General features: G+C 66.5%; 24 protein-coding genes and 3 tRNA genes. 10 read left to right on the top strand and 17 right to left on the bottom strand.

From position 1 onward, the window contains the following. Positions 1-249: 249 nt before the first annotated feature. Together SOM26_RS17000 and SOM26_RS17005 are read right to left on the bottom strand one after the other, a co-directional pair. The gene (locus SOM26_RS17000) at positions 250-1218 is read right to left on the bottom strand and encodes a bile acid:sodium symporter family protein (RefSeq protein ID WP_320453901.1); all 969 of its coding nucleotides are present in this window, start codon (positions 1216-1218) and stop codon (positions 250-252) included. A gap of 363 nt (positions 1219-1581) precedes the next feature. Continuing rightward, positions 1582-2061 carry an Lrp/AsnC family transcriptional regulator gene (locus tag SOM26_RS17005; protein ID WP_320453902.1) on the bottom strand — a complete coding sequence of 160 codons (480 nt, stop codon included), beginning with the start codon at positions 2059-2061 and terminating at the stop codon, positions 1582-1584. Positions 2062-2158: 97 nt separating this feature from the next. Here SOM26_RS17005 and SOM26_RS17010 point away from each other — a divergent pair, with 97 nt between their 5' ends. Both SOM26_RS17010 and SOM26_RS17015 read left to right on the top strand, forming a co-directional pair. Beyond that, complete coding sequence (locus tag SOM26_RS17010) at positions 2159-3295, top strand: PLP-dependent cysteine synthase family protein (protein ID WP_320453903.1); 1137 nt, start codon at positions 2159-2161, stop codon at positions 3293-3295. Beyond that, positions 3292-5307, top strand: a complete 2016-nt coding sequence (locus tag SOM26_RS17015) for a M3 family metallopeptidase (protein ID WP_320453904.1) — start codon at positions 3292-3294, stop codon at positions 5305-5307. The genes SOM26_RS17010 and SOM26_RS17015 overlap by 4 nt, the downstream gene beginning before the upstream one ends. A 180-nt stretch (positions 5308-5487) precedes the next feature. Here SOM26_RS17015 and SOM26_RS17020 read toward each other — a convergent pair. The 3 genes from SOM26_RS17020 to SOM26_RS17030 form a co-directional block, all read right to left on the bottom strand. Continuing rightward, positions 5488-5563: transfer RNA gene (locus tag SOM26_RS17020), tRNA-Ala, on the bottom strand. Positions 5564-5639: 76 nt separating this feature from the next. After that, a tRNA-Ala gene (locus tag SOM26_RS17025) sits at positions 5640-5715 on the bottom strand. 86 nt (positions 5716-5801) lie between these two features. Further along, the gene (locus SOM26_RS17030; protein WP_042490188.1) at positions 5802-6125 is read right to left on the bottom strand and encodes a TIGR02300 family protein; all 324 of its coding nucleotides are present in this window, start codon (positions 6123-6125) and stop codon (positions 5802-5804) included. A gap of 94 nt (positions 6126-6219) precedes the next feature. Here SOM26_RS17030 and aroA point away from each other — a divergent pair, with 94 nt between their 5' ends. From aroA to SOM26_RS17065, 7 genes are all read left to right on the top strand, one after another. After that, on the top strand, positions 6220-7551 hold the full coding sequence (gene aroA, locus SOM26_RS17035; protein ID WP_320453905.1) for a 3-phosphoshikimate 1-carboxyvinyltransferase: 1332 nt from the start codon (positions 6220-6222) through the stop codon (positions 7549-7551). Next, on the top strand, positions 7548-8183 hold the full coding sequence (gene cmk, locus SOM26_RS17040) for a (d)CMP kinase (protein WP_320453906.1): 636 nt from the start codon (positions 7548-7550) through the stop codon (positions 8181-8183). The genes aroA and cmk overlap by 4 nt, the downstream gene beginning before the upstream one ends. 378 nt (positions 8184-8561) lie before the next feature. Continuing rightward, positions 8562-10271, top strand: a complete 1710-nt coding sequence (rpsA, locus tag SOM26_RS17045; protein ID WP_056439406.1) for a 30S ribosomal protein S1 — start codon at positions 8562-8564, stop codon at positions 10269-10271. A gap of 148 nt (positions 10272-10419) precedes the next feature. Continuing rightward, positions 10420-10707 carry an integration host factor subunit beta gene (locus tag SOM26_RS17050; RefSeq protein ID WP_320453907.1) on the top strand — a complete coding sequence of 96 codons (288 nt, stop codon included), beginning with the start codon at positions 10420-10422 and terminating at the stop codon, positions 10705-10707. 111 nt (positions 10708-10818) lie between these two features. Then, positions 10819-10902 (top strand) — tRNA-Leu (locus SOM26_RS17055). Next, complete coding sequence (locus tag SOM26_RS17060) at positions 10902-12338, top strand: ABC transporter substrate-binding protein (RefSeq protein WP_320453908.1); 1437 nt, start codon at positions 10902-10904, stop codon at positions 12336-12338. The genes SOM26_RS17055 and SOM26_RS17060 overlap by 1 nt, the downstream gene beginning before the upstream one ends. Before the next feature lie 5 nt (positions 12339-12343). After that, on the top strand, positions 12344-12763 hold the full coding sequence (locus SOM26_RS17065) for a DUF4112 domain-containing protein (RefSeq protein ID WP_320453909.1): 420 nt from the start codon (positions 12344-12346) through the stop codon (positions 12761-12763). A gap of 6 nt (positions 12764-12769) precedes the next feature. Here SOM26_RS17065 and SOM26_RS17070 read toward each other — a convergent pair whose 3' ends face one another. The 11 genes from SOM26_RS17070 to SOM26_RS17120 all read right to left on the bottom strand — a co-directional run bounded on the left by SOM26_RS17070 (position 12770) and on the right by SOM26_RS17120 (position 20579). Further along, a complete protein-coding gene (locus SOM26_RS17070) occupies positions 12770-13477 on the bottom strand; it encodes a ribonuclease T2 family protein (RefSeq protein ID WP_320453910.1) in 708 nt (235 codons plus the stop codon). Further along, the gene (locus SOM26_RS17075; RefSeq protein WP_320453911.1) at positions 13474-13869 is read right to left on the bottom strand and encodes a hypothetical protein; all 396 of its coding nucleotides are present in this window, start codon (positions 13867-13869) and stop codon (positions 13474-13476) included. Before SOM26_RS17075 ends, SOM26_RS17070 begins: the two co-directional genes overlap by 4 nt. Before the next feature lie 25 nt (positions 13870-13894). Beyond that, positions 13895-14731, bottom strand: a complete 837-nt coding sequence (gene nadC, locus SOM26_RS17080) for a carboxylating nicotinate-nucleotide diphosphorylase (protein ID WP_320453912.1) — start codon at positions 14729-14731, stop codon at positions 13895-13897. Continuing rightward, the gene (gene nadA / locus SOM26_RS17085; protein WP_320453913.1) at positions 14728-15714 is read right to left on the bottom strand and encodes a quinolinate synthase NadA; all 987 of its coding nucleotides are present in this window, start codon (positions 15712-15714) and stop codon (positions 14728-14730) included. Before nadA ends, nadC begins: the two co-directional genes overlap by 4 nt. 44 nt (positions 15715-15758) lie before the next feature. Continuing rightward, positions 15759-16493, bottom strand: a complete 735-nt coding sequence (locus SOM26_RS17090) for a DUF4230 domain-containing protein (RefSeq protein WP_320453914.1) — start codon at positions 16491-16493, stop codon at positions 15759-15761. Further along, positions 16475-17335 carry an MBL fold metallo-hydrolase gene (locus SOM26_RS17095; protein WP_320453915.1) on the bottom strand — a complete coding sequence of 287 codons (861 nt, stop codon included), beginning with the start codon at positions 17333-17335 and terminating at the stop codon, positions 16475-16477. The genes SOM26_RS17090 and SOM26_RS17095 overlap by 19 nt, the downstream gene beginning before the upstream one ends. 72 nt (positions 17336-17407) lie before the next feature. Next, the gene (locus SOM26_RS17100) at positions 17408-19147 is read right to left on the bottom strand and encodes a M56 family metallopeptidase (RefSeq protein WP_320453916.1); all 1740 of its coding nucleotides are present in this window, start codon (positions 19145-19147) and stop codon (positions 17408-17410) included. Continuing rightward, a complete protein-coding gene (locus SOM26_RS17105; protein WP_320453917.1) occupies positions 19144-19512 on the bottom strand; it encodes a BlaI/MecI/CopY family transcriptional regulator in 369 nt (122 codons plus the stop codon). Before SOM26_RS17105 ends, SOM26_RS17100 begins: the two co-directional genes overlap by 4 nt. 156 nt (positions 19513-19668) lie before the next feature. After that, a complete protein-coding gene (grxD, locus tag SOM26_RS17110) occupies positions 19669-19992 on the bottom strand; it encodes a Grx4 family monothiol glutaredoxin (RefSeq protein WP_320453918.1) in 324 nt (107 codons plus the stop codon). A 24-nt stretch (positions 19993-20016) separates the two neighbouring features. Beyond that, positions 20017-20253 carry a BolA/IbaG family iron-sulfur metabolism protein gene (locus SOM26_RS17115; protein WP_058717554.1) on the bottom strand — a complete coding sequence of 79 codons (237 nt, stop codon included), beginning with the start codon at positions 20251-20253 and terminating at the stop codon, positions 20017-20019. Between the two features lie 2 nt (positions 20254-20255). Then, positions 20256-20579: a DUF1476 domain-containing protein gene (locus SOM26_RS17120; protein ID WP_320453919.1), complete on the bottom strand. Its 324-nt coding sequence runs from the start codon at positions 20577-20579 to the stop codon at positions 20256-20258. Positions 20580-20856: 277 nt separating this feature from the next. On the opposite strand from SOM26_RS17120, the gene SOM26_RS17125 reads away from it, so the two are divergent. Continuing rightward, complete coding sequence (locus tag SOM26_RS17125; RefSeq protein ID WP_320453920.1) at positions 20857-21006, top strand: hypothetical protein; 150 nt, start codon at positions 20857-20859, stop codon at positions 21004-21006. Positions 21007-21039: 33 nt separating this feature from the next. Here SOM26_RS17125 and leuD read toward each other — a convergent pair whose 3' ends face one another. Further along, the gene (gene leuD, locus SOM26_RS17130; protein ID WP_320453921.1) at positions 21040-21651 is read right to left on the bottom strand and encodes a 3-isopropylmalate dehydratase small subunit; all 612 of its coding nucleotides are present in this window, start codon (positions 21649-21651) and stop codon (positions 21040-21042) included. Positions 21652-21801 lie beyond the last annotated feature (150 nt).

Consider the following 21801-nt stretch of genomic DNA (forward strand, 5'->3'; position numbering starts at 1 on the left):
CGCCCGCATGTCCCTTCATCTAAATCACAATGTCAAAGAGCCGACAACAAATCACCGGCAACACCTTACCACCCCGTTCCCAGGGCTTCCAGCGCGCCAGTCTGTCGTAGCTGCACCGGTCAGTCGTTGCGACCACCGCTGCGGTGAAACCCCTCTAGGCCGACACCGCAAAACGGTCAACTACATTTTTCACACCAATGACACTTTTCTTCCAAAACATCGTCACACACTCACCCTAACTTCCCCAGCTCACTCTTTCGGCCGCTGCTCGCCATAATGGCGTGCGAGCATGGCGCAGGCGATCAGCTGGACCTGGTGGAAGATCATGATCGGGAGCAGGATCACCCCGACCTGCGCTGCCGGAAACAGCACGCCCGCCATGGGCACCCCCGATGCGAGGCTCTTCTTCGAGCCGCAGAACTGAAGGACGATCGCATCCTGCGGCGACAGGCGCATCGCCTTGGCGATCAGAAAGGTCGCCACGAGGACGATCGCCAGCAGCAACAGGCAGAGCAGCATGAGCTGGCCGAGATCGCCTGGCGAGACGCGCGTCCACAGCCCCTCGACCACTGCCGCCCCGAAGGCCGTGTAGACGACCAGCAGGATCGAGCCGCGATCGACGAGCGTCAACAGGCTTTTGCGGCGCTCGACGAACGCCCCGATCCACGGACGCAGCAGATGCCCCGCCACGAATGGCGCCAGCAATTGCAAGAGGATGCCGTCTATAGAGCCGAGCGACACCCCTGCCCCGCCCTTCACATGCATGAGAAGCGCGACCAGCGCCGGGGTCAACACGATGCCGAGCAGGTTGGAAAAGGATGCGCTGCAGATCGCGGCCGCGACATTCCCCCGTGCGATCGCCGTGAAGGCGATCGACGACTGGACCGTCGAAGGCAGCAAAGTGAGGAACAGGATACCATTTGCCCAGGCCGGGTCGAGGCCGGGCAGATGCGTCATCCCCAGACCCAAAGCCGGAAACAACAGGAAGGTCGAGGCAAGGACCGCCAGGTGCAACGGCCAGTTGCGCAGCCCCTGCCAGATCGCATCGCGCGACAGCTTTGCACCATGCAGGAAGAAGAGCAGCACGATGCCCGCATCCGCGAGATACCCCGCGAACACGGCAAATCCGCCACGCGCGGGCAGCAGCGTGGCCAGCAGGACAGTGCCCAACAGGCTGAGCACGAAGGGTTCGAAGACGGAGAAGATGCGCTGGATCATCGGACGCTCCCTGGTTAGGCCGCGCCGCTATGCAAGGCCGGGGGCCTCGCACCGAAACGCCGCAAGTTCGGCCAGATAGGCCCCGTCGCCTATGAATGCCAATTTCGCGGTCGGCCCGGTGATCGGCAATGGGGATATTGTGGCGGCGCGAACATGGGGCGTAGCGCCGACCCACTGGATTGAGGACGGACAGCGTCCAGCCGCCCCGAGCCGGATCCCGGCCAAAAAAAAGGCCGGTCAAATGACCGGCCGAAAAGTTTTTAGGAGAGGATGCCTGAAAGGCCCGATCCTTGTGCACCGCAGCAGCGCTTTGGGCAATTGCAACGTTGGCAAATACAGTTGCAGCAAACGCAATCGTTACCGCTAACGGGATGGGGGCGGAAGCGGGATCGCGGTGCTGTTCTTGATCTCCTCCATCGCGAAGGCGGCGCTGACATCGACCAGCCGAACCCGCTCGATCAGGCGCTTGTAGACCCGGTCATAGGCCTTGATGTCGGCGACGCGGATCTTTAGCAGATAATCGATCTCGCCTGCCATGCGGTAAAACTCGACCACCTCGGGCAGGTCGCTGACCGCGCGGGCAAATTCGTCCAGCCAGTCGGCGGAATGCTCGGCCGTCCGCACGCTGACGAAGACGGTCATCGCCGCATCCAGCTTTTCGGGATCAAGCAGCGCGACGCGGCGCAGGATGACGCCTTCCTCCTCCAGGCGACGGATCCGCCGCCAGCATGCATTCTGCGACAGGTTCACGCGCTGGGCGATCTCGGCGACCGGCAGGCTGGCGTCGATCTGCAGTTCCGCCAGGATGGCGGTGTCAATTTTATCGATAGCGGGGCCGATCATTGGGAAATCCTTGACCAATATCGCGCCAGAACTGACGTCTTTGGTGAGATTTCGCAAGGCATCCGGCATATTCTCAGCGTCAGCAAAGGATATGCCCATGTTGTTGACCGCCCCCGCCGCCCGCACCGCAAAGCGCCCTGCCGATATGCTGGGCATCGTCATGGCCGAGCGGCCGGTCGACCAGGATTTTATTGCGAACGCGCTTGCCGTGCTCGATCGCGATCGGCGTCGGGCCCCGGAGACGCCGTTGCTTGCCGTCACCCTGCCCGCCGCGCCGGGTGTCGACCTCTATCTCAAGGACGAGGCCGCGCATCCGACCGGTAGCCTGAAGCATCGCCTGGCGCGTTCGCTCTTCACCAGTGGTATTGTGGCGGGCGTGATCCGGGCGGGGCGTCCGCTGGTCGAGGCATCGTCGGGTTCGACCGCGGTGTCGGAGGCGTATTTCGCGCGGCTGCTCGACCTTCCCTTTCACGCGGTCATGCCGTTGACCACCGCTCCTGCGAAGATCCGTGCGATCCAGGCGCAGGGCGGGCAGTGCCATCTGGTCAGCCCCGAGCGGCTGTATGACGAAGCGCGCGATCTGGCCGATGCGATGGGCGGCGTCTATCTCGACCAGTTTACCAACGCTGCCCCCGCGACCGACTGGCGCTGCGACAATATCGCCTCGGCGATCCTAACCCAGATGGCGGGGGAGCCGCATGCCGTGCCCGACTGGATCGTCGTCGGTGCAGGGACCGGCGGGACCGCGTCGACCATCGGGCGCCACTGCCGGTATCGCGGGCTGCCCACCCGGTTGTGCGTCGCCGATGTCGAGCATAGCGCCTTCTATGCCGGGTATCGTGACCGGGACCCGGCCGCGCGCTGCCCCCGCCCTTCGCGGATCGAGGGTGTCGGCCGCCCGCGGGTCGAGCCGTCCTTCCTGCCGGGCGCGGTGGACCGGATGATGAAGCTGCCCGACGCCGTGTCGATCGCGGGCATGCGGATCGCGGGCGACTATCTGGGCCGCCCGGTGGGGCCGTCGACCGGCACCAATTTCGTCGCCGCCGCACTTCTCGCCATGGATATGGCCGCGGCGGGGCGGGCCGGTTCGATTGCGACGCTGATCTGCGACCACGGCGCGCGTTATGCCGATTGTCACCATGATCCGCACTGGTTGGCGCATCAAGGCCTTGCCGAAAGCGTCAACGCTGCCGAGATGACGCTGCGCACGATGTTGCTCAAGGAAGCCGAATGACCACCAACCCCCTTCTCGCCGATACCGACCTTCCCGATTTCGCCGCGATCCGCCCCGAGCATCTGGTGCCCGCCGTCGATCAGATGATCGCGGACGCACGCGCCGCCGCCGACCGGATCGGTGGTTCGAACGCCAGCGACTTTGCCGATGTCGTGCTGGCCAGCGAGCGGGCCGGCTTTGCGATCGCGCGCGGCTGGTCGCCCGCCGGGCACCTGCACTCGGTCGCCGACACGCCCGAATTGCGCGCCGCCTTTGCCGAGGCCCAGGCCAAGCTGGCCGAATATGGCATGGAGGCGGGGCAGGACCCGCGCCTGTTCGCCGCGTTCAACCGGGTCGGCCTGAGCCCGCTGAACGAAGCCGAGGCGCGCGCCGTCGTGCTGGCCCGCCGTGACTTCTCCCTGTCCGGCGTCGGCCTGGACGACGCCGCGAAGGCGCGCTTCCGTGAGATCGGGGTCGAACTCAACCGCCTGACCACCGAATTCGGCAATGCCGTGCTCGATTCGAGCGAGGCGTGGAGCGAGCATGTCACCGACGAGGCGCTGCTGTCCGGCCTGACCGACAATGCCAAGGCGATCCTGGCATCCTATGCCGCCGAAAAGGAACTGGACGGATGGCTCGTCACGCTGCGTGAACCCAGCGTCCAGGCGATCCTGACCCAGGCGGACGATCGCGATCTGCGCGCCCGCGTCGCCAGGGCCTATGCCACCCGCGCGTCCGATCAGGCCGCCGATCCCGCCCATGACAACAGCACGCGGATCGACCGCATCCTGGAACTGCGCCACGAAGCCGCGCGCCTGCTCGGCTTCGACAATGCCGCCGCCCGCTCGGTCGAAACCAAGATGGCGCAATCGGCGGACGAGGCACTGGCCTTTCTATCCGATCTCGCCGGGCGCGCGCGTCCGCTGGCGGAGCGTGAACTGGCCGAGGCCAGCGCCTATGCCGCCGAGAAATTCGGTATCGCCAAGCTGGAGCCGTGGGATACGGGCTATGTTGCCGAGCATATCCGCCGCGAACGTTTCGGCGTCGATCGCGAGGCGATCCGCGCCTATTTCCCGCTGCCCCGCGTGATGGAGGGCACGACCGCGTTGATCGAGCGGCTCTACGGCATCCGTCTGGTCGAGCGGCAGGGCGTGTCCGTGTGGAACGACGATGTCCGCTATTATGATGTCCAGGACCAGAGCGGCGAGATCGTCGCAGGCGTCTATTGCGACTTCCATGCGCGTGCGGGCAAGCGTGGCGGCGCCTGGATGGATGTCTGCCGTCCGCGCTTCCGCGATGCTGACCGGTTCCACCGGCCGATCGCCTATCTGACCTGCAACTTCCCGCCCGCGACCGGCGATACCCCTGCCCTGCTGGCGCATGGCGATGTCGTCACGTTGTTGCACGAGTTCGGCCATGTGCTGCACCATTTGCTGACCGAGGTCGACCTGCCCTCGATCGGCGGCATTTCGGGCGTCGAGTGGGATGCGGTCGAGCTGCCCAGCCAGTTCATGGAGAATTTCGCGTGGGATCGCGATACGCTCCAGGCGCTGTCCGCGCATGTTGAGACCGGTCTGCCGCTGCCCGACGACCTGTTCGCCAAGATGCTGGCGGCGCGGCGTTTCCAGGCGGGGCTGTTCCTGCTTCGCCAGATCGAGTTCGCGACCTTCGACCTGCGCCTGCACCGGGACTTCGATCCGACGCAGGGCGGCCGGGTGATGGACGTGCTGAACATGGTACGCGACGAGGTAGCGGTGATCCGCCCGCCCGAATGGAATCGCTTCCCGCACAGCTTCTCCCACATCTTCGCGGGCGGCTATGCGGCGGGCTATTACAGCTATCTGTGGGCCGAACTGCTGTCGGCGGACGCCTTCGCCGCCTTTGCCGAGGAAGGCCAGGTAGCGGGCGACCGTTTCCGCCGCGAGGTGCTGGCACGCGGGGCGAGCCGTCCGGCCGCCGACAATTTCCGCGCCTTCCGCGGCCGCGCCCCCGAGCCCGACGCGCTGCTGCGCCATCACGGGCTGGCGGCTTAACGCCATGACTGGGCGGGGCCGTCTGGCGGTCCCGCCCGCTGTTTCCATTTATACTGCCGCCTCACGATCGCAAAAGGTCGGGCGGATTAGGAACCATAGCCGTCGATCCGGAGAAGCACGAAAAAAACCCACCCACGGCAAAACCGGGATGGCGGAGCGTTTCAGCAATATATGGGGAAATGGTGGAGCCGAGGGGGATCGAACCCCTGACCTCTGCAATGCCATTGCAGCGCTCTCCCAGCTGAGCTACGGCCCCAACGATTTCGGCACGAACCCGGCGGGATGCGGGTTGGCCTGTCAGCGCATCATGAAATGCGACTGTTCCGGCGGAATGGTGGAGCCGAGGGGGATCGAACCCCTGACCTCTGCAATGCCATTGCAGCGCTCTCCCAGCTGAGCTACGGCCCCATTCCGCTGTGGAGGCAGCCCACTAGCGGGGCCGCCGTGGCTCGGCAAGCACTTTTTTCAAGCACCCGCCGAGCCCGTGGCACGACTTAGTGTTCGTCGTCCTCGCTGGACGTTTCCACGCCCAGATCGTCGTCGCCGCCCAGATCGACTTCATCGTCGGGCGAGGGCTCTTCGTCCTCACCGGTGATGTCCAGATCCTCGTCGTCGCCGCCCGCCAGATCGCTGTCGGCTTCCTTGCTTTCCGGCTTCGCCTGCTCGAACGGCAGGGGCTGCTTGGACTTCAGGATGGGCTCGGGTTCCCACTGCGTCCCGCAATTGATGCAGGTCACGGGGTCGTCCTTTTCGAGGTCGTAGAAACGCGTCGCGCATTTCGGGCACGTACGCTTCGTGCCCCATTCCGGCTTGATCATGCCGTTCATACCTTTCGGATTGGGTTTTCCGCCGGAGCGAAAAGTGGGCGCGCCTTGCCACAGCGCAAGGCCCCTGTCAAAAGCCCGCGCCATCATGGCGCATACCATCCCCCAGCCTCGCACCGTGCGAGCCGCCGCCGCCCTTCGCGGTACCATCGCCGTTCCGGGCGACAAATCCATCAGCCATCGCTCGCTGATGCTCTCCGCGCTTGCGGTCGGTGAAAGCCGGGTCGAGGGGCTGCTGGAGGGCGAGGACGTGCTCGCCACCGCCGCCGCGATGCGGGCGATGGGCGCCGACATCGTCCGGCAGGATGACGGGGTGTGGGTGATACACGGCGTCGGCGTCGGCGGGCTGCTCCAGCCCGAAGCCGCGCTCGACATGGGCAATTCGGGCACCTCGACGCGGCTGTTGATGGGTCTGGTCGCCAGCCATCCGATCACCGCGACGTTCATCGGCGACGCTTCTCTGTCCAAGCGCCCGATGGGCCGCGTCATCGAGCCGCTATCGCAGATGGGCGCGCAGTTCCAGGACACGCCCGGCGGTCGCCTGCCGCTGATGGTCCAGGGTATCAGCCCGGCGGTGCCGATCCGCTACACCCTGCCCGTCGCCTCGGCGCAGGTGAAGTCGGCGATTCTGCTGGCGGGCCTCAACACGCCCGGCGAAACCACGGTGATCGAGCCGATCGCCACCCGCGACCATAGCGAGCGGATGCTGGCGGGCTTCGGCGCCGAGCTGACCGTCACCCCCTCCCCCGAGGGCCGGATCATCACGATTCGCGGCCAGGCCGAACTCAAGCCGCAGAATATCGTCGTGCCGGGCGATCCATCGTCGGCGGCCTTCTGGCTGGTCGCGGGCTCGATCGTGCCGGGCGCGGACGTGACGATCACCAATGTCGGCATGAACCCGACCCGCACCGGCATCATCGAAGCGCTCAAGATGATGGGTGCCGACATCACCGAGCTGGACGCCCGTATCGTCGGCGGCGAGCCGGTCGCCGACCTGCGCGTCCGCCATGCAGCGCTGTCGGCGATCGAGGTGCCGCCCGAGCTGACGCCCAGCATGATCGACGAATATCCGGTGCTGTTCGTCGCCGCCGCCTTCGCGACCGGTACGACCATCGCACGCGGCGCGGAAGAGCTGCGCGTCAAGGAATCGGATCGTATTTCGGCCATGGCCAATGCGCTCGGGGCCTGCGGCGTCGTGTGCGAGGAGTTTGAGGACGGCATGGCCGTCACCGGCACCGGCGGCGATCCGATCCCCGGTGGCGCGACGATCGCCACGCTGCTCGACCACCGCATCGCGATGAGCATGACCATCGCCGCGCTCAATGCCCGCGATCCCATCACGCTGGACGATGCCGCGCCGGTCGCGACCAGCTATCCCGTCTTCTTCGACACGCTGGAAAAGCTGGGGGCCATGGCATGATCATCGCCGTCGACGGCCCCGCCGCCAGCGGCAAGGGCACCATCGCCCGTGCGCTCGCCCGGCATTATGGCCTGCCGCATCTCGATACCGGGCTTCTGTATCGTGCCGTCGCCGCCACGGTGCGGCACATGCATCTCGATCCGACACGCGAAGCCGATGCGGTCGCGGCGTGCAGCTTCGACGACAGCCTGCTCGCCGATCCGGCCCTGCGCGATGACGAGACGGGCAAGCTCGCCTCGGTCGTCTCGGTCCATCCGCTGGTTCGCGCCGCTCTGCTGCAGCGGCAGAAGCGTTTCGCGCAGCAGCCGGGCGGCGCGATCCTCGACGGGCGCGATATCGGCACGGTCATCGCGCCCGACGCCGACGCCAAGCTGTTCGTGAAGGCCAGCCCGCAGGTTCGCGCCCGGCGGCGACATAACGAACTGGCCGCCAACGGCTCGACCGCCAGCTTCGAGCAGGTGCTGGCCGACATCCGCGCCCGTGACGAACGCGACAGCGGCCGGGCGACCGCCCCGCTTACCCAGGCCGCCGACGCGGCGGCGCTGGATACGTCCAGCCTGACCATCGAGGCGGCGGTCGCCCGCGCGATCCAGTTCGTCGACGCCCAGGTGGCGGCGAAGACAAAAGCCTGAACTTCCTCCCCTTGCAGGGGAGGTGGCAGGCCGCAGGCCTGACGGAGGGGTATCTCGCCATCGAGAGGGCGACACCCCTCCACCAGCTTCGCTGGTCCCCCTCCCCTTGCAGGGGAGGAAGAGCGGTCCCCCTCGCCTTGCGCAAAACCCCGTTTTCGGCTAAGGCACTCGCGCTCGCGGACCCTGTTCCGCGGAGAGGCTGACGCGGGGCCCTTTCCTCAGCGTCCTTTCCGCATTTGTCGCGGACCGCCGCTTTTCCGTGTTTCGGTCACATCTTCGGGCCTGGTGGCGTCGGCATGGGGTCGGCGCGGCCATCGGCGAAGGTCAGGCGCAAATGCCCGGCCGGAGGCGAAAAACTCTCAGGAACTTAACCCTTTTATGGCAACCAACCCCCAGCCCACGCGCGACGATTTCGCGGCGATGCTCGATGACATGTTCGGCGGTGCCGACAGCTTCGAGGGTCGCGTCGTGCATGGCACCGTTACCGCGATCGAAAACGACATGGCCGTCATCGACGTCGGTCTGAAGTCGGAAGGCCGTGTGCCCCTCCGCGAATTCGCTGCCCCCGGCCAGAAGGCCGACCTGAAGGTCGGTGACGAAGTCGAGGTCTATGTCGACCGCGTCGAGAACATGCACGGCGAAGCGATGCTCAGCCGCGACCGCGCGCGCCGCGAGGCCGCCTGGGACAAGCTGGAGCTGGAATTCTCGAAGTCGGCCCGCGTCGAAGGCGTGATCTTCGGCCGCGTGAAGGGTGGCTTCACCGTCGACCTGAACGGCGCCGTGGCGTTCCTGCCCGGCTCGCAGGTCGATATCCGCCCCGTCCGCGACGTCACCCCGCTGATGGACATCCCGCAGCCGTTCCAGATCCTGAAGATGGACCGCAAGCGCGGCAACATCGTCGTGTCGCGTCGCGCGGTGCTGGAAGAGACCCGCGCCGAGCAGCGTTCGGGCCTGATCCAGAGCCTGGCCGAAGGTCAGATCATCGACGGCGTCGTCAAGAACATCACCGACTATGGTGCGTTCGTTGACTTGGGCGGCATCGACGGCCTGCTGCACGTCACCGACCTGTCGTACAAGCGCGTCAATCATCCGTCGGAGATGATCGCGATCGGCGACACCGTGAAGGTGCAGATCATCCGCATCAACAAGGACACGCAGCGCATCTCGCTCGGCATGAAGCAGCTCGAGAGCGATCCGTGGGATGGCGCCGGCGCCAAGTACCCGGTCGGAGCCAAGCTGTCGGGCCGCGTCACGAACATCACCGAATATGGTGCGTTCGTCGAACTGGAGCCGGGCATCGAAGGCCTGGTCCACGTGTCGGAAATGTCCTGGACCAAGAAGAACGTCCATCCGGGCAAGATCGTGTCGACCTCGCAGGAAGTCGATGTGGTCGTTCTCGAAGTCGATCAGGAAAAGCGCCGCATCAGCCTCGGCCTCAAGCAGGCCCAGGCCAATCCGTGGGAAGCGTTCGCCGCTGCCCATCCGATCGGTTCGACCGTCGAGGGCGAAGTCAAGAACGCGACCGAGTTCGGCCTGTTCATCGGCCTGGACAACGACGTCGACGGCATGGTCCACATGTCGGACATCGCCTGGGGCGTGTCGGGTGAGGATGCCCTCAACCTGCACCGCAAGGGCGAAGTCGTTCAGGCCGTGGTTCTGGACATCGACCCCGAGAAGGAGCGCATCTCGCTCGGCATGAAGCAGCTCGAGCGCGGCGGCCCCGTCGCCGGCGGTGTGGCTGCGGCTGGCGATCGCCTGAACAAGAACCAGGTCGTCACCGTGACCGTCCTCGAAGTCCGCGATGCGGGCCTCGAAGTCCAGGCGGGCGACGATGGTGCGACCGGCTTCATCAAGCGTACCGATCTGGGTCGCGACCGTGACGAGCAGCGCCCCGAGCGCTTCCAGGTCGGCCAGAAGTTCGACGCGATGGTCACCGGCTTCGATCGTTCGAAGAAGCCGACCTTCTCGGTCAAGGCGATGCAGATCGCCGAAGAGAAGCAGGCGGTGGCTCAGTACGGTTCGTCCGATTCGGGCGCGTCGCTGGGCGACATTCTGGGCGAAGCGCTGAAGGCGCGCACCCAGAAGTAAGTCACTGGACCGGGGCATGTTTTTCGACGAAACATGTCCCGGTTTCGGCCAAATTGCCCTGGTCAGTCTCTTAATCGTATAATAAAAATACTTTCAGCAGCGAGAAACACAGGTTAAGAACGGCACGTCTGAAGGTTGGGACTAGACGATGATCCGTTCGGAATTGGTGCAAAAGATCGCTCAGCATAATCCGGGTCTGAACCCCCGCGAAGTCGAACTGATCGTCACGATTTTCTTCGATGAAATCACCACGCGCTTGGCCGGAGATGGCCGTGTCGAACTGCGTGGCTTCGGCGCCTTTTCCACCCGCGCCCGTGGTGCCCGCACTGGACGCAATCCACGCACCGGCGAAACCGTCGATGTCAGCGCAAAGCGTGTCCCCTATTTCAAGCCCGGCAAGGAAATGCGCGCGCGCCTGAACGTCGAAGAGGGCTGATTACCCCTCCCTCGTCTCCGGGCCCCGGCTGACGACGAACGTCACGCTGCCCGCTTTATCACGGCTGGTCCCTTGACCTCGGCGACAACCTCGTCTTTTCCTGTGCCGTGCGCGGACGTGGCGAAACCGGTAGACGCTGCCGACTTAAAATCGGCTTCCTATGGAGTGCGGGTTCGAGTCCCGCCGTCCGCACCATGGCGCTGGGCGCCGTCCTGCTGACCGCATCGGGATGTGACCGCCACGCCGATACCGGCTCCGTGGTCGTCAGCGCGGTGTCCTCCGCCGATACCGCCCCCACGGCGTCCCGAGATCGTTCCGGCGAAGGCGATATGCCGCACCGGGTCTTGCGCAATGCGCTCGCCCAGGGGCTGGTGCGCTTCGACGCCAATGGACAGATCGAGCCGGGGCTGGCCGAGCGCTGGATCGTGATCGATGACGGCGGCAGCTATATCTTCCGGCTGCGCGAGGCGAAGTGGAACGACGGTATGCCCGTCACCGCCGACCAGGTCGTGCCAATCCTGCGCCGTCTCACCTCGCCGCAGTCGGGCAACCCGCTGGCCCCCTTCCTGACCGCGATCGACGAGATCGTCGTGATGACGCCGCAGGTGATCGAAGTGCGGTTGTCACGCCCCCGGCCCGACCTGCTGAAGCTGTTTGCACAGCCAGAGATGGCGATCATCGACCGTGCTCGTCACGGCACCGGACCGTTCCGGATCATTCGATCGGGTCCCCCGCCCCTGCTCCGCCCCATCCCCGACCCCCGCCGCGCCGAGCCCGACGATACCGAGACACCTGCGCCCGAGGACGACGTGCTGCTCGTTACCGAGAGCCCGGCCCGCGCCGTCCTGCGCTTTGCGCGCGGCAAGTCGGACCTGATGCTGGGCGGGCGGTTCGAAACCTGGCCGCTGATCGACGCAGGCGGGGTCGCCTCGACCGCGGTCCGGGTCGACCCCGCCGCGGGGCTGTTCGGACTTGCCATCGCCAATCGCGATGGCTTCCTGGCCGATGCCGGCAACCGCCAGGCCCTGTCGGCAGCGTTCGACCGGACGGCGATGCTGAGCAGCATTGCGCCCAACTGGGAGGCCGCCGACCGGCTGTTGCCCGACGCGCTCGATTCGGATGCCCCGCCGCAGATTCCCGGCTGGGCCCTCCTGACCCTGGACGAGCGGCGCGCGGGCGCACGGGCACGGGTTGCCGCCTGGGGACAGCCGGTGCGGCTGCGGATCGCCCTGCCGCGCGGGCCGGGTGCCAACCTGCTCTACGGACAGATCGGCGCGACCCTGCTGGCGATCAGCATCACGCCCGAGCGGGTCGACAACGACGCCCCCGCCGACCTGCGGCTGATCGACGCCGTCGCTCCGTTCGACAGCGCGCGCTGGTATCTGGCGACCGCCTGTGCGCCCTGCGGCCCGGAGGCACAGGCCGCGATCGAGCAAGCCCGGCTGGCCCCGACCCTCGCGACGCGCAGCGCAGCGATCGCGGCCGCCGATGCCGCGATAAACCAGGACACGTCGTTCATCCCGCTGGCCCGGCCGCTACGCTGGTCGCTCGTGACGCGGCGGCTTCGCCAGTATCAACCGAATGTTCGCGCCTGGCATCCATTGAACCGGTTGCGTGCCGACACCAATTGATCGTTATGGCCAACGCATCCCGTATCGACCCGACCAGCTTCGACGCGCTTCCGCTCGACAAGAGCATCGCGGCCAGCCGCCAGCGGATCGAGGCGATGGAGCGCCTGCTGGAACGGGTCGTGGTGCTGCCCGGTCTCAACCGACCCATCGGGCTCGACGTCGTGCTGGGGCTGGTGCCCGTCATCGGAGACATCGCCGCTGCCGCGCTGGGCAGCTATATCATCTGGGAGGCGCGCAATCTGGGCCTGTCCAAGTTCCAGATGGCGCGCATGATGGGCAATGTCGGATTCGACGCGCTGCTGGGCTTCGTGCCGTTGATCGGCGACGCCGCCGATGTGCTGTTCCGGTCGAACACGCGCAACCTGCGGATCATCCGCAAGCATCTCGACAAGCATCACCCCTCCAGCGTGGTGCTGGAGGGGTAGGCCCGGTCAGCGGCCGCCACGCCAGATTTTCAGTGGCGCGTTCGGCGACAAGCCGCCCTGATGCGCCGGACAGCGTGCGGGGCGGAATGCCTTGTTCAGACAGATCCAGATTTCGTCCAGCCAGCCTTCGCGCGTGGCGGTGACGCGCATCATGTCGGCGCTCATGCCGCGGTTGGCCGCGGCGAACGCCTTCGCCAGATCGCCTGCGGTCAGGTCACCCTGCCGCGACAGCGCCGCCATGTCGGGATAGCGCAGGCGGTAGTAAAGCGCGTTGGACTGCTGGAAATAGCGCGCGGGGCTATAGCCCGCCATGCAGGTGCCGTGCTTGGCCCATTCATGCTGCATCAGCTGCGCCGAGGGTGTGGCGCAGATATGGCGGCGGACCACCGCCTGGGGAAGGATCGCGGTGGGGCGGCAATATTGCGGCCAGTCTTTGTCCACGCCATCGGGCCATAGGCCGTGCAGGGTGAAGCCGAAGCGATTGGCCGAGCCACACTGAAAGCGGCTGTCGCCCTTCGGGTCGCGGCAATATTGCGGGCTCCAGGTGATCGCCAGCGTATAGCCGCCGATCGGCAGCACACGGGTCGGCTGGCTGGCGCTGGGCAGGTCGGGGCGGATGCGTGGCACGCTGGAAGGCGCGGAGCATTGCAACGTCTGCGCCGACGCCAGTTGCGGCACGGCCAGCAGGGCAAGGCCGATCAGGATGGTCTTCATGCGTCGCTTACCTCCGACATGGTGCGATACCAGGCCCGGGCATTGGGCCGCGAGAGCATGACGACCGCCACCAGCGACGCCGCCGCCTGGACCGCCGTCAAGACGCCGAACACGCCCTCCGCCAGTGCACCGACCGATACCTGATAGAGGAACCCCAGCAGGTTGAAGACGGTCAGGACGATCAGGAAGATCAGCCCCCCGAAACTCGCCCCGCGCGTCGTGATCAGCGTCGCCGCCAGGAACAGCGCGATCGGGATCACATTGGCGACGATGGTGATGACCGCGCCATATTGCGCCACCGCCTCACCCCAGCCCAGTGCGGCCAGCACCACCAGCAGGATGATGGCGAGGAACGACAGGCGCTCGCCTAGGACTACCGACTTCGGTCGCACGACCATTTCCCCTTCCAAGCCGGGCTCAGGCCGCGGCGAAATCCAGTCCGATATCGGCCGCCGGGGCCGACTGGGTCAAGCGCCCGACACTGACATAGGTGACGCCGGTTTCGGCCAGCGCCCGGATGGTGTCGAGCCGCACCCCGCCCGACGCCTCGGTCGGCACGCGACCCGCGACCAGCGCGACACCCTGCGCCAGCTTGGGCTGCCCCATATTGTCGAGCAGCAGATGCGTCGCGCCCGCCGCCAGCGCCGGTTCGATCTGGTCGAGTTCGTCGACTTCCACGATGATCCGCGCGATGCCCGCCGCCCTGGCCGCCGCGACCGCCGGACCGATGCCGCCGGCGACCGCGACATGATTGTCCTTGATCATCGCCGCATCCCACAAGCCCATGCGGTGGTTCTGCGCGCCGCCCATGCGGGTGGCGTATTTCTCGATCAGGCGAAGGCCGGGGATCGTCTTGCGCGTGTCGAGCAGGGTCGTGCCGGTGCCCACAATGGCCGCGACATAGCCCGCCGTCATCGTCGCGATGCCCGACAGATGCTGGACGGTATTGAGCGCCGAGCGTTCGGCGGTCAGCATCGCGCGCGCCTTGCCCGACAGCCGCAACAGCGCGGTGCCCGCCGGAACGCTGGCGCCATCCTCGACCAGGCGTTCGATCTGGACATCGGCGTCGAGGCGACGGAAGAACGCCTCGGCAATGGGCAGGCCCGCGACGGTGATCGCGTCGCGGCTGGCCATGGTGCCGACGAAACGCGCCTCGGCCGGGATCACGGCGGCCGACGTGATGTCGCCGCCCGGCCCCAGATCCTCCGCCAGCGTCGCGGAGACGAAGGCGTCGAGGTCGAAGCCTTTAATCACGAACGCGGCCCCAGATCGCCCTTGCCGACCGTGCCGCTGGCCAGCGTCAGCATCGCATCGAGGCTCTTCTTCGCCTGGAGCCGCAGGCCCTCCTCGATCTCAACGCGCGGCGTCAGGTCGCGGAGCGCCAGGTACAGCTTCTCCATCGTGTTCAGCGCCATGTACGGGCAGATATTGCAGTTGCAGTTGCCGTCCGCGCCGGGTGCACCGATGAAGGTCTTGCCCGGCATCGCCTTTTGCATCTGGTGGATGATGTGCGGCTCGGTCGCGACGATCAGCGTGTCGCTGGTGACCGTTTGCGCGAACTCCAGGATGCCGCGGGTCGAACCGACATAGTCGGCATGGTCCAGGATGACGGCGGGGCATTCGGGATGCGCGGCGATCGGCGCGTCCGGATGCTCGGCGCGCAGCTTCAGCAGTTCGGTCTCGCTGAACGCTTCGTGCACGATGCAGACGCCCGGCCACAGCAGCATGTCGCGCCCGGTCTTGCGCGCCAGATAGCCGCCCAGATTGCGGTCGGGGCCGAAGATGATCTTCTGCGCGGGGTCGATCTGCGTCAGGATCTGCTCGGCCGACGACGACGTCACGATGATGTCGGACAGCGCCTTCACCTCGGTGGAGCAGTTGATGTACGTCAGCGCGATGTGATCGGGATGCTGCGCGCGGAACTCGGCGAACTGGTCGGGCGGACAGCTGTCCTCCAGGCTGCACCCGGCCGCCATGTCAGGCAGCACGACGATCTTTTCGGGAGACAGGATCTTGGCCGTCTCCGCCATGAAGCGCACCCCGCAGAACGCGATGACGTCCGCATCGGTCGCCTGCGCCTTGCGGCTGAGGTCCAGGCTGTCACCGACGAAATCGGCCAGGTCCTGAATCTCCGGCTTCTGATAGTAATGGGCGAGGATGACGGCATTGCGCTCCTTGCGGAGGCGGTCGATCTCGGCGCGCAGGTCGAGGCCCGTCAGATTCGTCTGGATGGTCATGGCATTCCCCTAGGCGCTAGGTGTGGCGCCGACAATCATGGACATCAGCCCGCGTTGCCCAGAACCTCTTGGACGGTGCGTGTCGTGTCCCAGCGTTCGTTGTTGGACGCTTCGTCGGCAAAGCGGACCTTGACGCTCGCCTCGACCCCCGCCGCGCGGAGCGGCATGGCGAAGCTGCTCTCCACCGCCCGCCGGGTCGCATCGCGGGCCAGCTTCATCGGGGCCGGCGCGCGCGCCTGTCGCAACAGCTCGGCCTGCCCGGCGGTGCGATTGGCCGCGTCCAGCCGCTGTTCGGCATCGGTAAAGGTCGTCAGCACCCCGCCCGACCCATATTCTCGGATCGCCGCCAGATCGACCTGCGGCCCATCGATCTCGACCGAGGGCAGCGTGACCGACAGGGTCCGGCTGCCTGCGTCCCAGCGGACATCCTGCTGGCGCAGCTTGCCCAGATCGACTTCGTAACGGACCATGCCCGGCATGATCAGCGTCCGCTCGGTCGAAAAGCCCAGCTGCGACTGGCGTGAGGTGACGACCGCGACATAGCGCGCGGCAAAGGCGGAGAGCCGGTTCTGCTCGCGAAGCCCGTCCAGGCTGGCGCGGGCGATCGTCGTCGGATCCGGGGTGAGCCGGTCGGCGACGTAACGCTGCACGCCCCACACCACGATCAATCCCGCCAGCACCAGCAGGACGATGACGCCCGCGACCTTGGTCAGGAACAGGCCGACGCCGCCGCGCGAGCGTGGTTGAATTTGGGGTGGGTTCACGCCGCGCTCGTCCATGATGCTCCTTCCTCGCGGACCAGTCCGCGCGTCTGCAGGTCATAAAGATGCGCCAGCACCGATCGTTCCGCCGCCGGAATCAGCCGGGGGTTCAGCCCGACATACATCTGCGCGGTCATGGCCGAAAGCGTCAGCGGTGCGCCCTTGGCCAGCAGCCGCACGATCTGCCCCTCGCGCTGCTTGCGGTGACCGAGCATCCCGCGCACCAGCCGCTGCGGATTGTCGACCGCGTCGCCGTGACCCGGATAATAGACGCGGTCGTCGCGTGTCATCAGCTTGTCCAGGCTCGCCATATAGGCCGCCATGTCGCCGTCCGGGGGCGACACGATGCTAGTCGACCAGCCCATGACATGATCGCCGGAGAACAGCGCCCTCGTTTCGGGCAGCGCGAAGGCCAGATGGTTCGAGGTATGGCCGGGCGTGGCGACCGAAGTCAGCGTCCAGCCGTCGCCACGGACGCCCTCTCCCTCGGCCAGCACCCGGTCGGGGGCATAGTCGCGGTCGAATGCCGCATCGGCGCGTCCGCCCGCATAATCCGCCGCGAAGGGGGCCGCACCGACGATCGGCGCGCCAGTCGCTTGCGCCAAGGGGCGGCTGGCCGGGCTGTGGTCGCGGTGGTGATGGGTGATGACAATCGCAACCACGGGCCGCCCGGCGATCGTGCGGATCAGCGCGTCCAGATGCGCGGGGTCGTCGGGGCCCGGATCGATGACCGCCACGTCGCGGTCGCCGACGATATGCGTCTGCGTCCCCGTATAGGTGAAGGGTGACGGATTGGGAGCGAGCACGCGGGTGACCAGCGGCTCGAGCAGGATCGGGATGCCGGTCGGGTGCTCAGCCATTGGCGATGATGTGGCCTCAAGCACCGCCCGAGGCAAGCCCCCGCCCGAACATGGCAGGGCGGGGACAGCGCATCAGTTGCGATCGGCATTGGCGATATTGGCCTTCATCTGGGCCATCGCCTTGTCCATGCCCGCCAGTGCCTCGTCACGAGCCTGGCCCGACAGGTTGCGATCATTGGCGAGCGAGGCGCGGGCCGAGGCGACACCGGCCAAGGCGATCGCCATGCTCCGCCGCGCCGAACCACGCGATACGGCGGCGGCTTCCTCGGCATCGCGGCGGATACGATCGGTGCAGATGACCGTAATCGACTGGCCAGTCTTGCTGTCCTTCGTCGTAAAGCTGGTCCGCCCGTCGACGCCGTCAATGCCGCAGGTACGCGACTGGACGAGAGGCAATAGCTGCATCCGTTTGACGAGATCGGCGGAGCGGGCGGCGTCGGCGCGGATGCGATCGGTGCAGATCACGGTAACATTCTGCTGCGTCCGGCCGTCCACCGTGGTGAAGCTGGTGCGCGTATCACTGCCGCCGGTGCCGCAGTTGCGCGATTCGACGCGCGCGATCCCGGCAACGGGCGTGCTGTACGCGCCGTTCGCGGTCACGATCCGCACCCGCTGGCCATCGCGCATGGTGACGATCTCGGTTCGTGGGGTCGCCGGGGTGGAGGGCGTGGCAGGCGTAGCAGGCGTAGCAGGCGTAGCCGGTATTTGCGGCGACGAGGCTACGACCGGAGCCATCGGAGCAGCGGGCGCATCGATGGCGGCCGGCGCCTCGGGCGTCTGGGGCGTTTCGGGGGCGGCGGGAACCGCGATCGGATCGGTGACGACCTCACTCGACAGGTCCACGCCCAGCGTATCCTCGACCTTGCTGGTCAGCGCCGCCGCCGCCGGGGTGCCCGATGCGGTCGCGACCAGGCCGCCCATCACCAGCAGGGATACGGTGGCGCCGCCGATCGTCAACTGGCGACGCGATTTCGGAGAAGTCGTCAACATCTTCAGCCTCCCTTTCAGATCATCGATGGTATGCAGGTGACAGGCGCCCGACAGCGCGCGGCCATGCGCGGCCTTGACGATGGCGCAGGCATAGACATGCCGGTCGGCCCGGCTGCGCCCCTTCAGAACGCGGGCGTCATTCGCCAATTCCTGATCGGCGCGAAAAGCATGGAAAGCGCGCCAGGCGACGGGATTGAACCAGTGGAGCGCCAGCACGGCCAGCGCGATCCAGTTGGCGATCAGGTCGCCGCGTGCGTGATGGCCCAGCTCGTGCGCCAGCGCCAGGTCACGCTCATCGGCATCGTAGCGCTCGGCGAAATCGCGCGGAAAGGCGACGTAGCGCCGCCATATGCCAAAGGCGAGCGGCCCCGGCGCGCCGTCACTGGCGACCACCCGCACCCCCTGGATCGCGTCCAGCGTCTCGGCGGTGGCGAGCAGGCGGGTGCGGAACCGCCAGTGGCGATAGAATTGAAATCCCAGGAAGCCCGCCGCCCCGACGATCCAGAACAAGGCGACGCCCTGTGCGATCATCGGCCACAGGCTCGGCTCGGCAAGCGCGGCCGGCAACTGCTGGGCGACCGGCGCCATGACATAGGTCGAGAAACTCTCGCTGGCGGCCGACAGCGGCGGCGTCGCCTGTTCGGATACCCCCTGCGGCAGGCGCGGCAGGATCAGGCGCAGCAGCGGCAATGCCCAGAGCGCATAGGCGACCTGCGGCCCGAAGGCCTGGCGGACATGGCGGCGGGCCAGCAGGACCAGCACCATCAGGAGGGTGGACGCAATCATCGCCTCCACCGCCCAGCCGAGTTGCGCGCCGCTCACGCCTTCAGCTCCTTGAGCAGCGCCTCGATCTCGGAAATGTCCTGCGCGGTCAGTTCGTCGCGTTCGGCAAGGTGCGCGACCAGCGGGGTCAGGCGACCACCGAACAGCCGGTCGATCAGACGGCGCGATTCGCCGACGACATAATCGTCGCGCGCGACCAGCGGGCGATACAGATATCGCCGCCCCTGCTCTTCATGCGCAATGGCTTCCTTGGCCAGCAACCGACCAAGCAGCGTCTTGACGGTGTTGGTGCTCCAGCCGCGTTCCGGGTCGACCCGTTCGGAGACGTCCTGCGCCGTCAACGGCGCTTCGTCCCACAGGACCTCCATCACCGCATGTTCGGCATCGCTGATACGCTCGGCCATCGACTCGCCCTCTCATTGACTACATGTGTAATCCTATTGTGATTACAGGCGTAGTCAATAGGGCCGAACCATTCCTCCCCCGCAAGGGGAGGCACAAAAAAAGGGGGCCGGATCGAAACCCGGCCCCCCCCTTACATTCCTACGATCGCGGACCGGTCACGCGGTCTTCACATCCTGGACCAGTTCGGCCAGTTCGCCGCTTTCGTACATCTCCATCATGATGTCCGATCCCCCGACGAAATCGCCCTTCACGTAGAGCTGCGGGATGGTCGGCCAGTCGGAATAGGCCTTGATACCCTGGCGAATGCCCTGGTCCTGGAGCACGTCGACGCTCTCGAACGGCACGTCCAGATGGTTCAGGATCGCGACCGCACGGCTGGAAAAGCCGCACTGCGGAAAGAGCGGCGTGCCCTTCATGAACAGCAGGACCGCATTGTCCTTCACCAGCGCGTCGATCCGCGCATTCGTATCGTCGGTCATATCATTCGTCCTTCAGGAAACGGGTCAGGCGGCCGGAACCGCGGTGGTCAGTTGCAGAGCATGGAGTTCACCCCCCATGCGCCCGCCAAGCGCGGCATAGACGGCGCGGGTACGTGCGACGCGGCTCATGCCCGCAAAGCTCGCGGCCACGACATGCGCGGCATAATGGTCGCCGTCTCCGGCAAGGTCGGTGATCTGGACCTCGGCATCGGGAATGGCGGTACGGATCATCGCGGCGATGTCATCGGCGGCCATCGGCATGGTCAGCGGCTCTCCATCAGCTGGCGGCGCGCCTCGACCATCTGTTCGTCGAGCGCACGGCGGACCTCGGCCTCGCCGACGTCGATTCCCGCGGCGGTCAGGTCGCCCAGCAGCTTGCGGATCACATCCTCGTCGCCCGCTTCCTCGAAATCGGCCTGGACGACCGCCTTGGCATAGGCATCGGTCTCGGCGGGGGTCAGCTTCATCCGCTCGGCCGCCCATTGCGCGACCAGCCGGTTACGGCGCGCCGTGATGCGGAACACCATATCCTGATCGGCCACAAATTTGGCCTCGAAGCCCTTTCTGCGATCGTCGAAACTCGTCATCGGTCCGCCATCCCCCAGCCCCGCAGGGCCTCGTCATGTGTCTCTATCGAAGCCCCGAAATAGGCATAGCGCCGGGCGGGTGCAACCAATGTGCCGCGACGCCGTTCGCGCGCCCTTCGATTGCGCGGAATTCGGCATGAGGATCGGCACCGGATTTCCATGTGCCACCCCGGCGAAAGGGGAACAGAAGGGGCCCTTCGGACGTAGTGTAACCGACGCAGTGATCGGATGATCGGCCGCATCCAAGAGCCGGTGCCGACAAGCGCAGGAGAGTGTGATGCGCCACGAACAGTTCCTGCATACCCGCGATCCGGCCCGCGACACGCATCATGGCGACCGCGGCCCGATGTTGGGCATCGTCAACGGTATGCTGGGATCACTGGCGATCTGGGCCCTGATCGCAGGGGTCGTCGTCGTCGCTTCCTGACCGACTATCCGCCGCCAACGGCGATCGAGCGGTTCAGGCCGACGCGGTCGCCAGCCGGGTACGCCCCTCGATCCATGGACGCCCCTGCGCCATTTCGCCCTCGAACCGGCCAATAGCCTCGGATCGCGCCAGCGTGAGGCCGACCTCGTCCAATCCGTTCATCAGGCACTCGCGACGGAACGGATCAAGCTCGAACGTGAAGCGATCCTGATACGGCGTCGTCACCGTCATGCTTTCCAGGTCGACGGTGACAGGCTGGTCCTTCGCCACCTCCAGCAGACGATCCACCGCCTCCTGCGGCAGGACGACCGGCACGATGCCGTTCTTGAAGGCATTGCCGGAGAAGATGTCGGAGAAGCTCGGTGCGATCACCGCCTGGATGCCCATGTCCGCCAGCGCCCAGGCCGCATGCTCACGGCTGGAGCCGCACCCGAAATTGTCGCCCGCGATCAGGATCGGCGCGCCCGCATAGCGCGGATCGTCGAAGATGTTGCCCGGCTGCGCCCGCACTGTCTCGAACGCGCCACGCCCCAGCCCGGCGCGGGTGATCGTCTTCAGCCAATGGGCCGGGATGATGACATCCGTGTCGATATTCTTGGCGCCCCATGGATAGGCGGTGCCGGAAACGGTGGTGACCGGATTCATTCCATCATCCCTGTATTCTGTTGACCCTGCGGGATCAGCCCGCGCGCTGCGGCGGCTGTTCGGCGACGGCGGGGTGCGAGGCGACACCGGCGGCATAGGCGGCGGCCCCGCACAGCACTGCGCCGGTGACGAGCATGACCAATACGTGCT

Origin of the sequence: Sphingomonas sp. CFBP8993 (assembly GCF_034044895.1) — a bacterium.
Lineage (GTDB): Bacteria > Pseudomonadota > Alphaproteobacteria > Sphingomonadales > Sphingomonadaceae > Sphingomonas.

Bases quoted from the DNA above. Each gene is read 5' to 3' on its own strand.
- SOM26_RS17000 (WP_320453901.1), bottom strand. From the start codon at position 1,218: ATGATCCAGCGCATCTTCTCCGTCTTCGAACCCTTCGTGCTCAGCCTG.
- SOM26_RS17005 (WP_320453902.1), bottom strand. From the start codon at position 2,061: ATGATCGGCCCCGCTATCGATAAAATTGACACCGCCATCCTGGCGGAA.
- SOM26_RS17010 (WP_320453903.1), top strand. From the start codon at position 2,159: ATGTTGTTGACCGCCCCCGCCGCCCGCACCGCAAAGCGCCCTGCCGAT.
- SOM26_RS17015 (WP_320453904.1), top strand. From the start codon at position 3,292: ATGACCACCAACCCCCTTCTCGCCGATACCGACCTTCCCGATTTCGCC.
- SOM26_RS17030 (WP_042490188.1), bottom strand. From the start codon at position 6,125: ATGATCAAGCCGGAATGGGGCACGAAGCGTACGTGCCCGAAATGCGCG.
- aroA (WP_320453905.1), top strand. From the start codon at position 6,220: ATGGCGCATACCATCCCCCAGCCTCGCACCGTGCGAGCCGCCGCCGCC.
- cmk (WP_320453906.1), top strand. From the start codon at position 7,548: ATGATCATCGCCGTCGACGGCCCCGCCGCCAGCGGCAAGGGCACCATC.
- rpsA (WP_056439406.1), top strand. From the start codon at position 8,562: ATGGCAACCAACCCCCAGCCCACGCGCGACGATTTCGCGGCGATGCTC.
- SOM26_RS17050 (WP_320453907.1), top strand. From the start codon at position 10,420: ATGATCCGTTCGGAATTGGTGCAAAAGATCGCTCAGCATAATCCGGGT.
- SOM26_RS17060 (WP_320453908.1), top strand. From the start codon at position 10,902: ATGGCGCTGGGCGCCGTCCTGCTGACCGCATCGGGATGTGACCGCCAC.
- SOM26_RS17065 (WP_320453909.1), top strand. From the start codon at position 12,344: ATGGCCAACGCATCCCGTATCGACCCGACCAGCTTCGACGCGCTTCCG.
- SOM26_RS17070 (WP_320453910.1), bottom strand. From the start codon at position 13,477: ATGAAGACCATCCTGATCGGCCTTGCCCTGCTGGCCGTGCCGCAACTG.
- nadA (WP_320453913.1), bottom strand. From the start codon at position 15,714: ATGACCATCCAGACGAATCTGACGGGCCTCGACCTGCGCGCCGAGATC.
- SOM26_RS17090 (WP_320453914.1), bottom strand. From the start codon at position 16,493: ATGGACGAGCGCGGCGTGAACCCACCCCAAATTCAACCACGCTCGCGC.
- SOM26_RS17095 (WP_320453915.1), bottom strand. From the start codon at position 17,335: ATGGCTGAGCACCCGACCGGCATCCCGATCCTGCTCGAGCCGCTGGTC.
- SOM26_RS17105 (WP_320453917.1), bottom strand. From the start codon at position 19,512: ATGGCCGAGCGTATCAGCGATGCCGAACATGCGGTGATGGAGGTCCTG.
- grxD (WP_320453918.1), bottom strand. From the start codon at position 19,992: ATGACCGACGATACGAATGCGCGGATCGACGCGCTGGTGAAGGACAAT.
- SOM26_RS17115 (WP_058717554.1), bottom strand. From the start codon at position 20,253: ATGCCGATGGCCGCCGATGACATCGCCGCGATGATCCGTACCGCCATT.
- SOM26_RS17120 (WP_320453919.1), bottom strand. From the start codon at position 20,579: ATGACGAGTTTCGACGATCGCAGAAAGGGCTTCGAGGCCAAATTTGTG.
- SOM26_RS17125 (WP_320453920.1), top strand. From the start codon at position 20,857: ATGCGCCACGAACAGTTCCTGCATACCCGCGATCCGGCCCGCGACACG.
- leuD (WP_320453921.1), bottom strand. From the start codon at position 21,651: ATGAATCCGGTCACCACCGTTTCCGGCACCGCCTATCCATGGGGCGCC.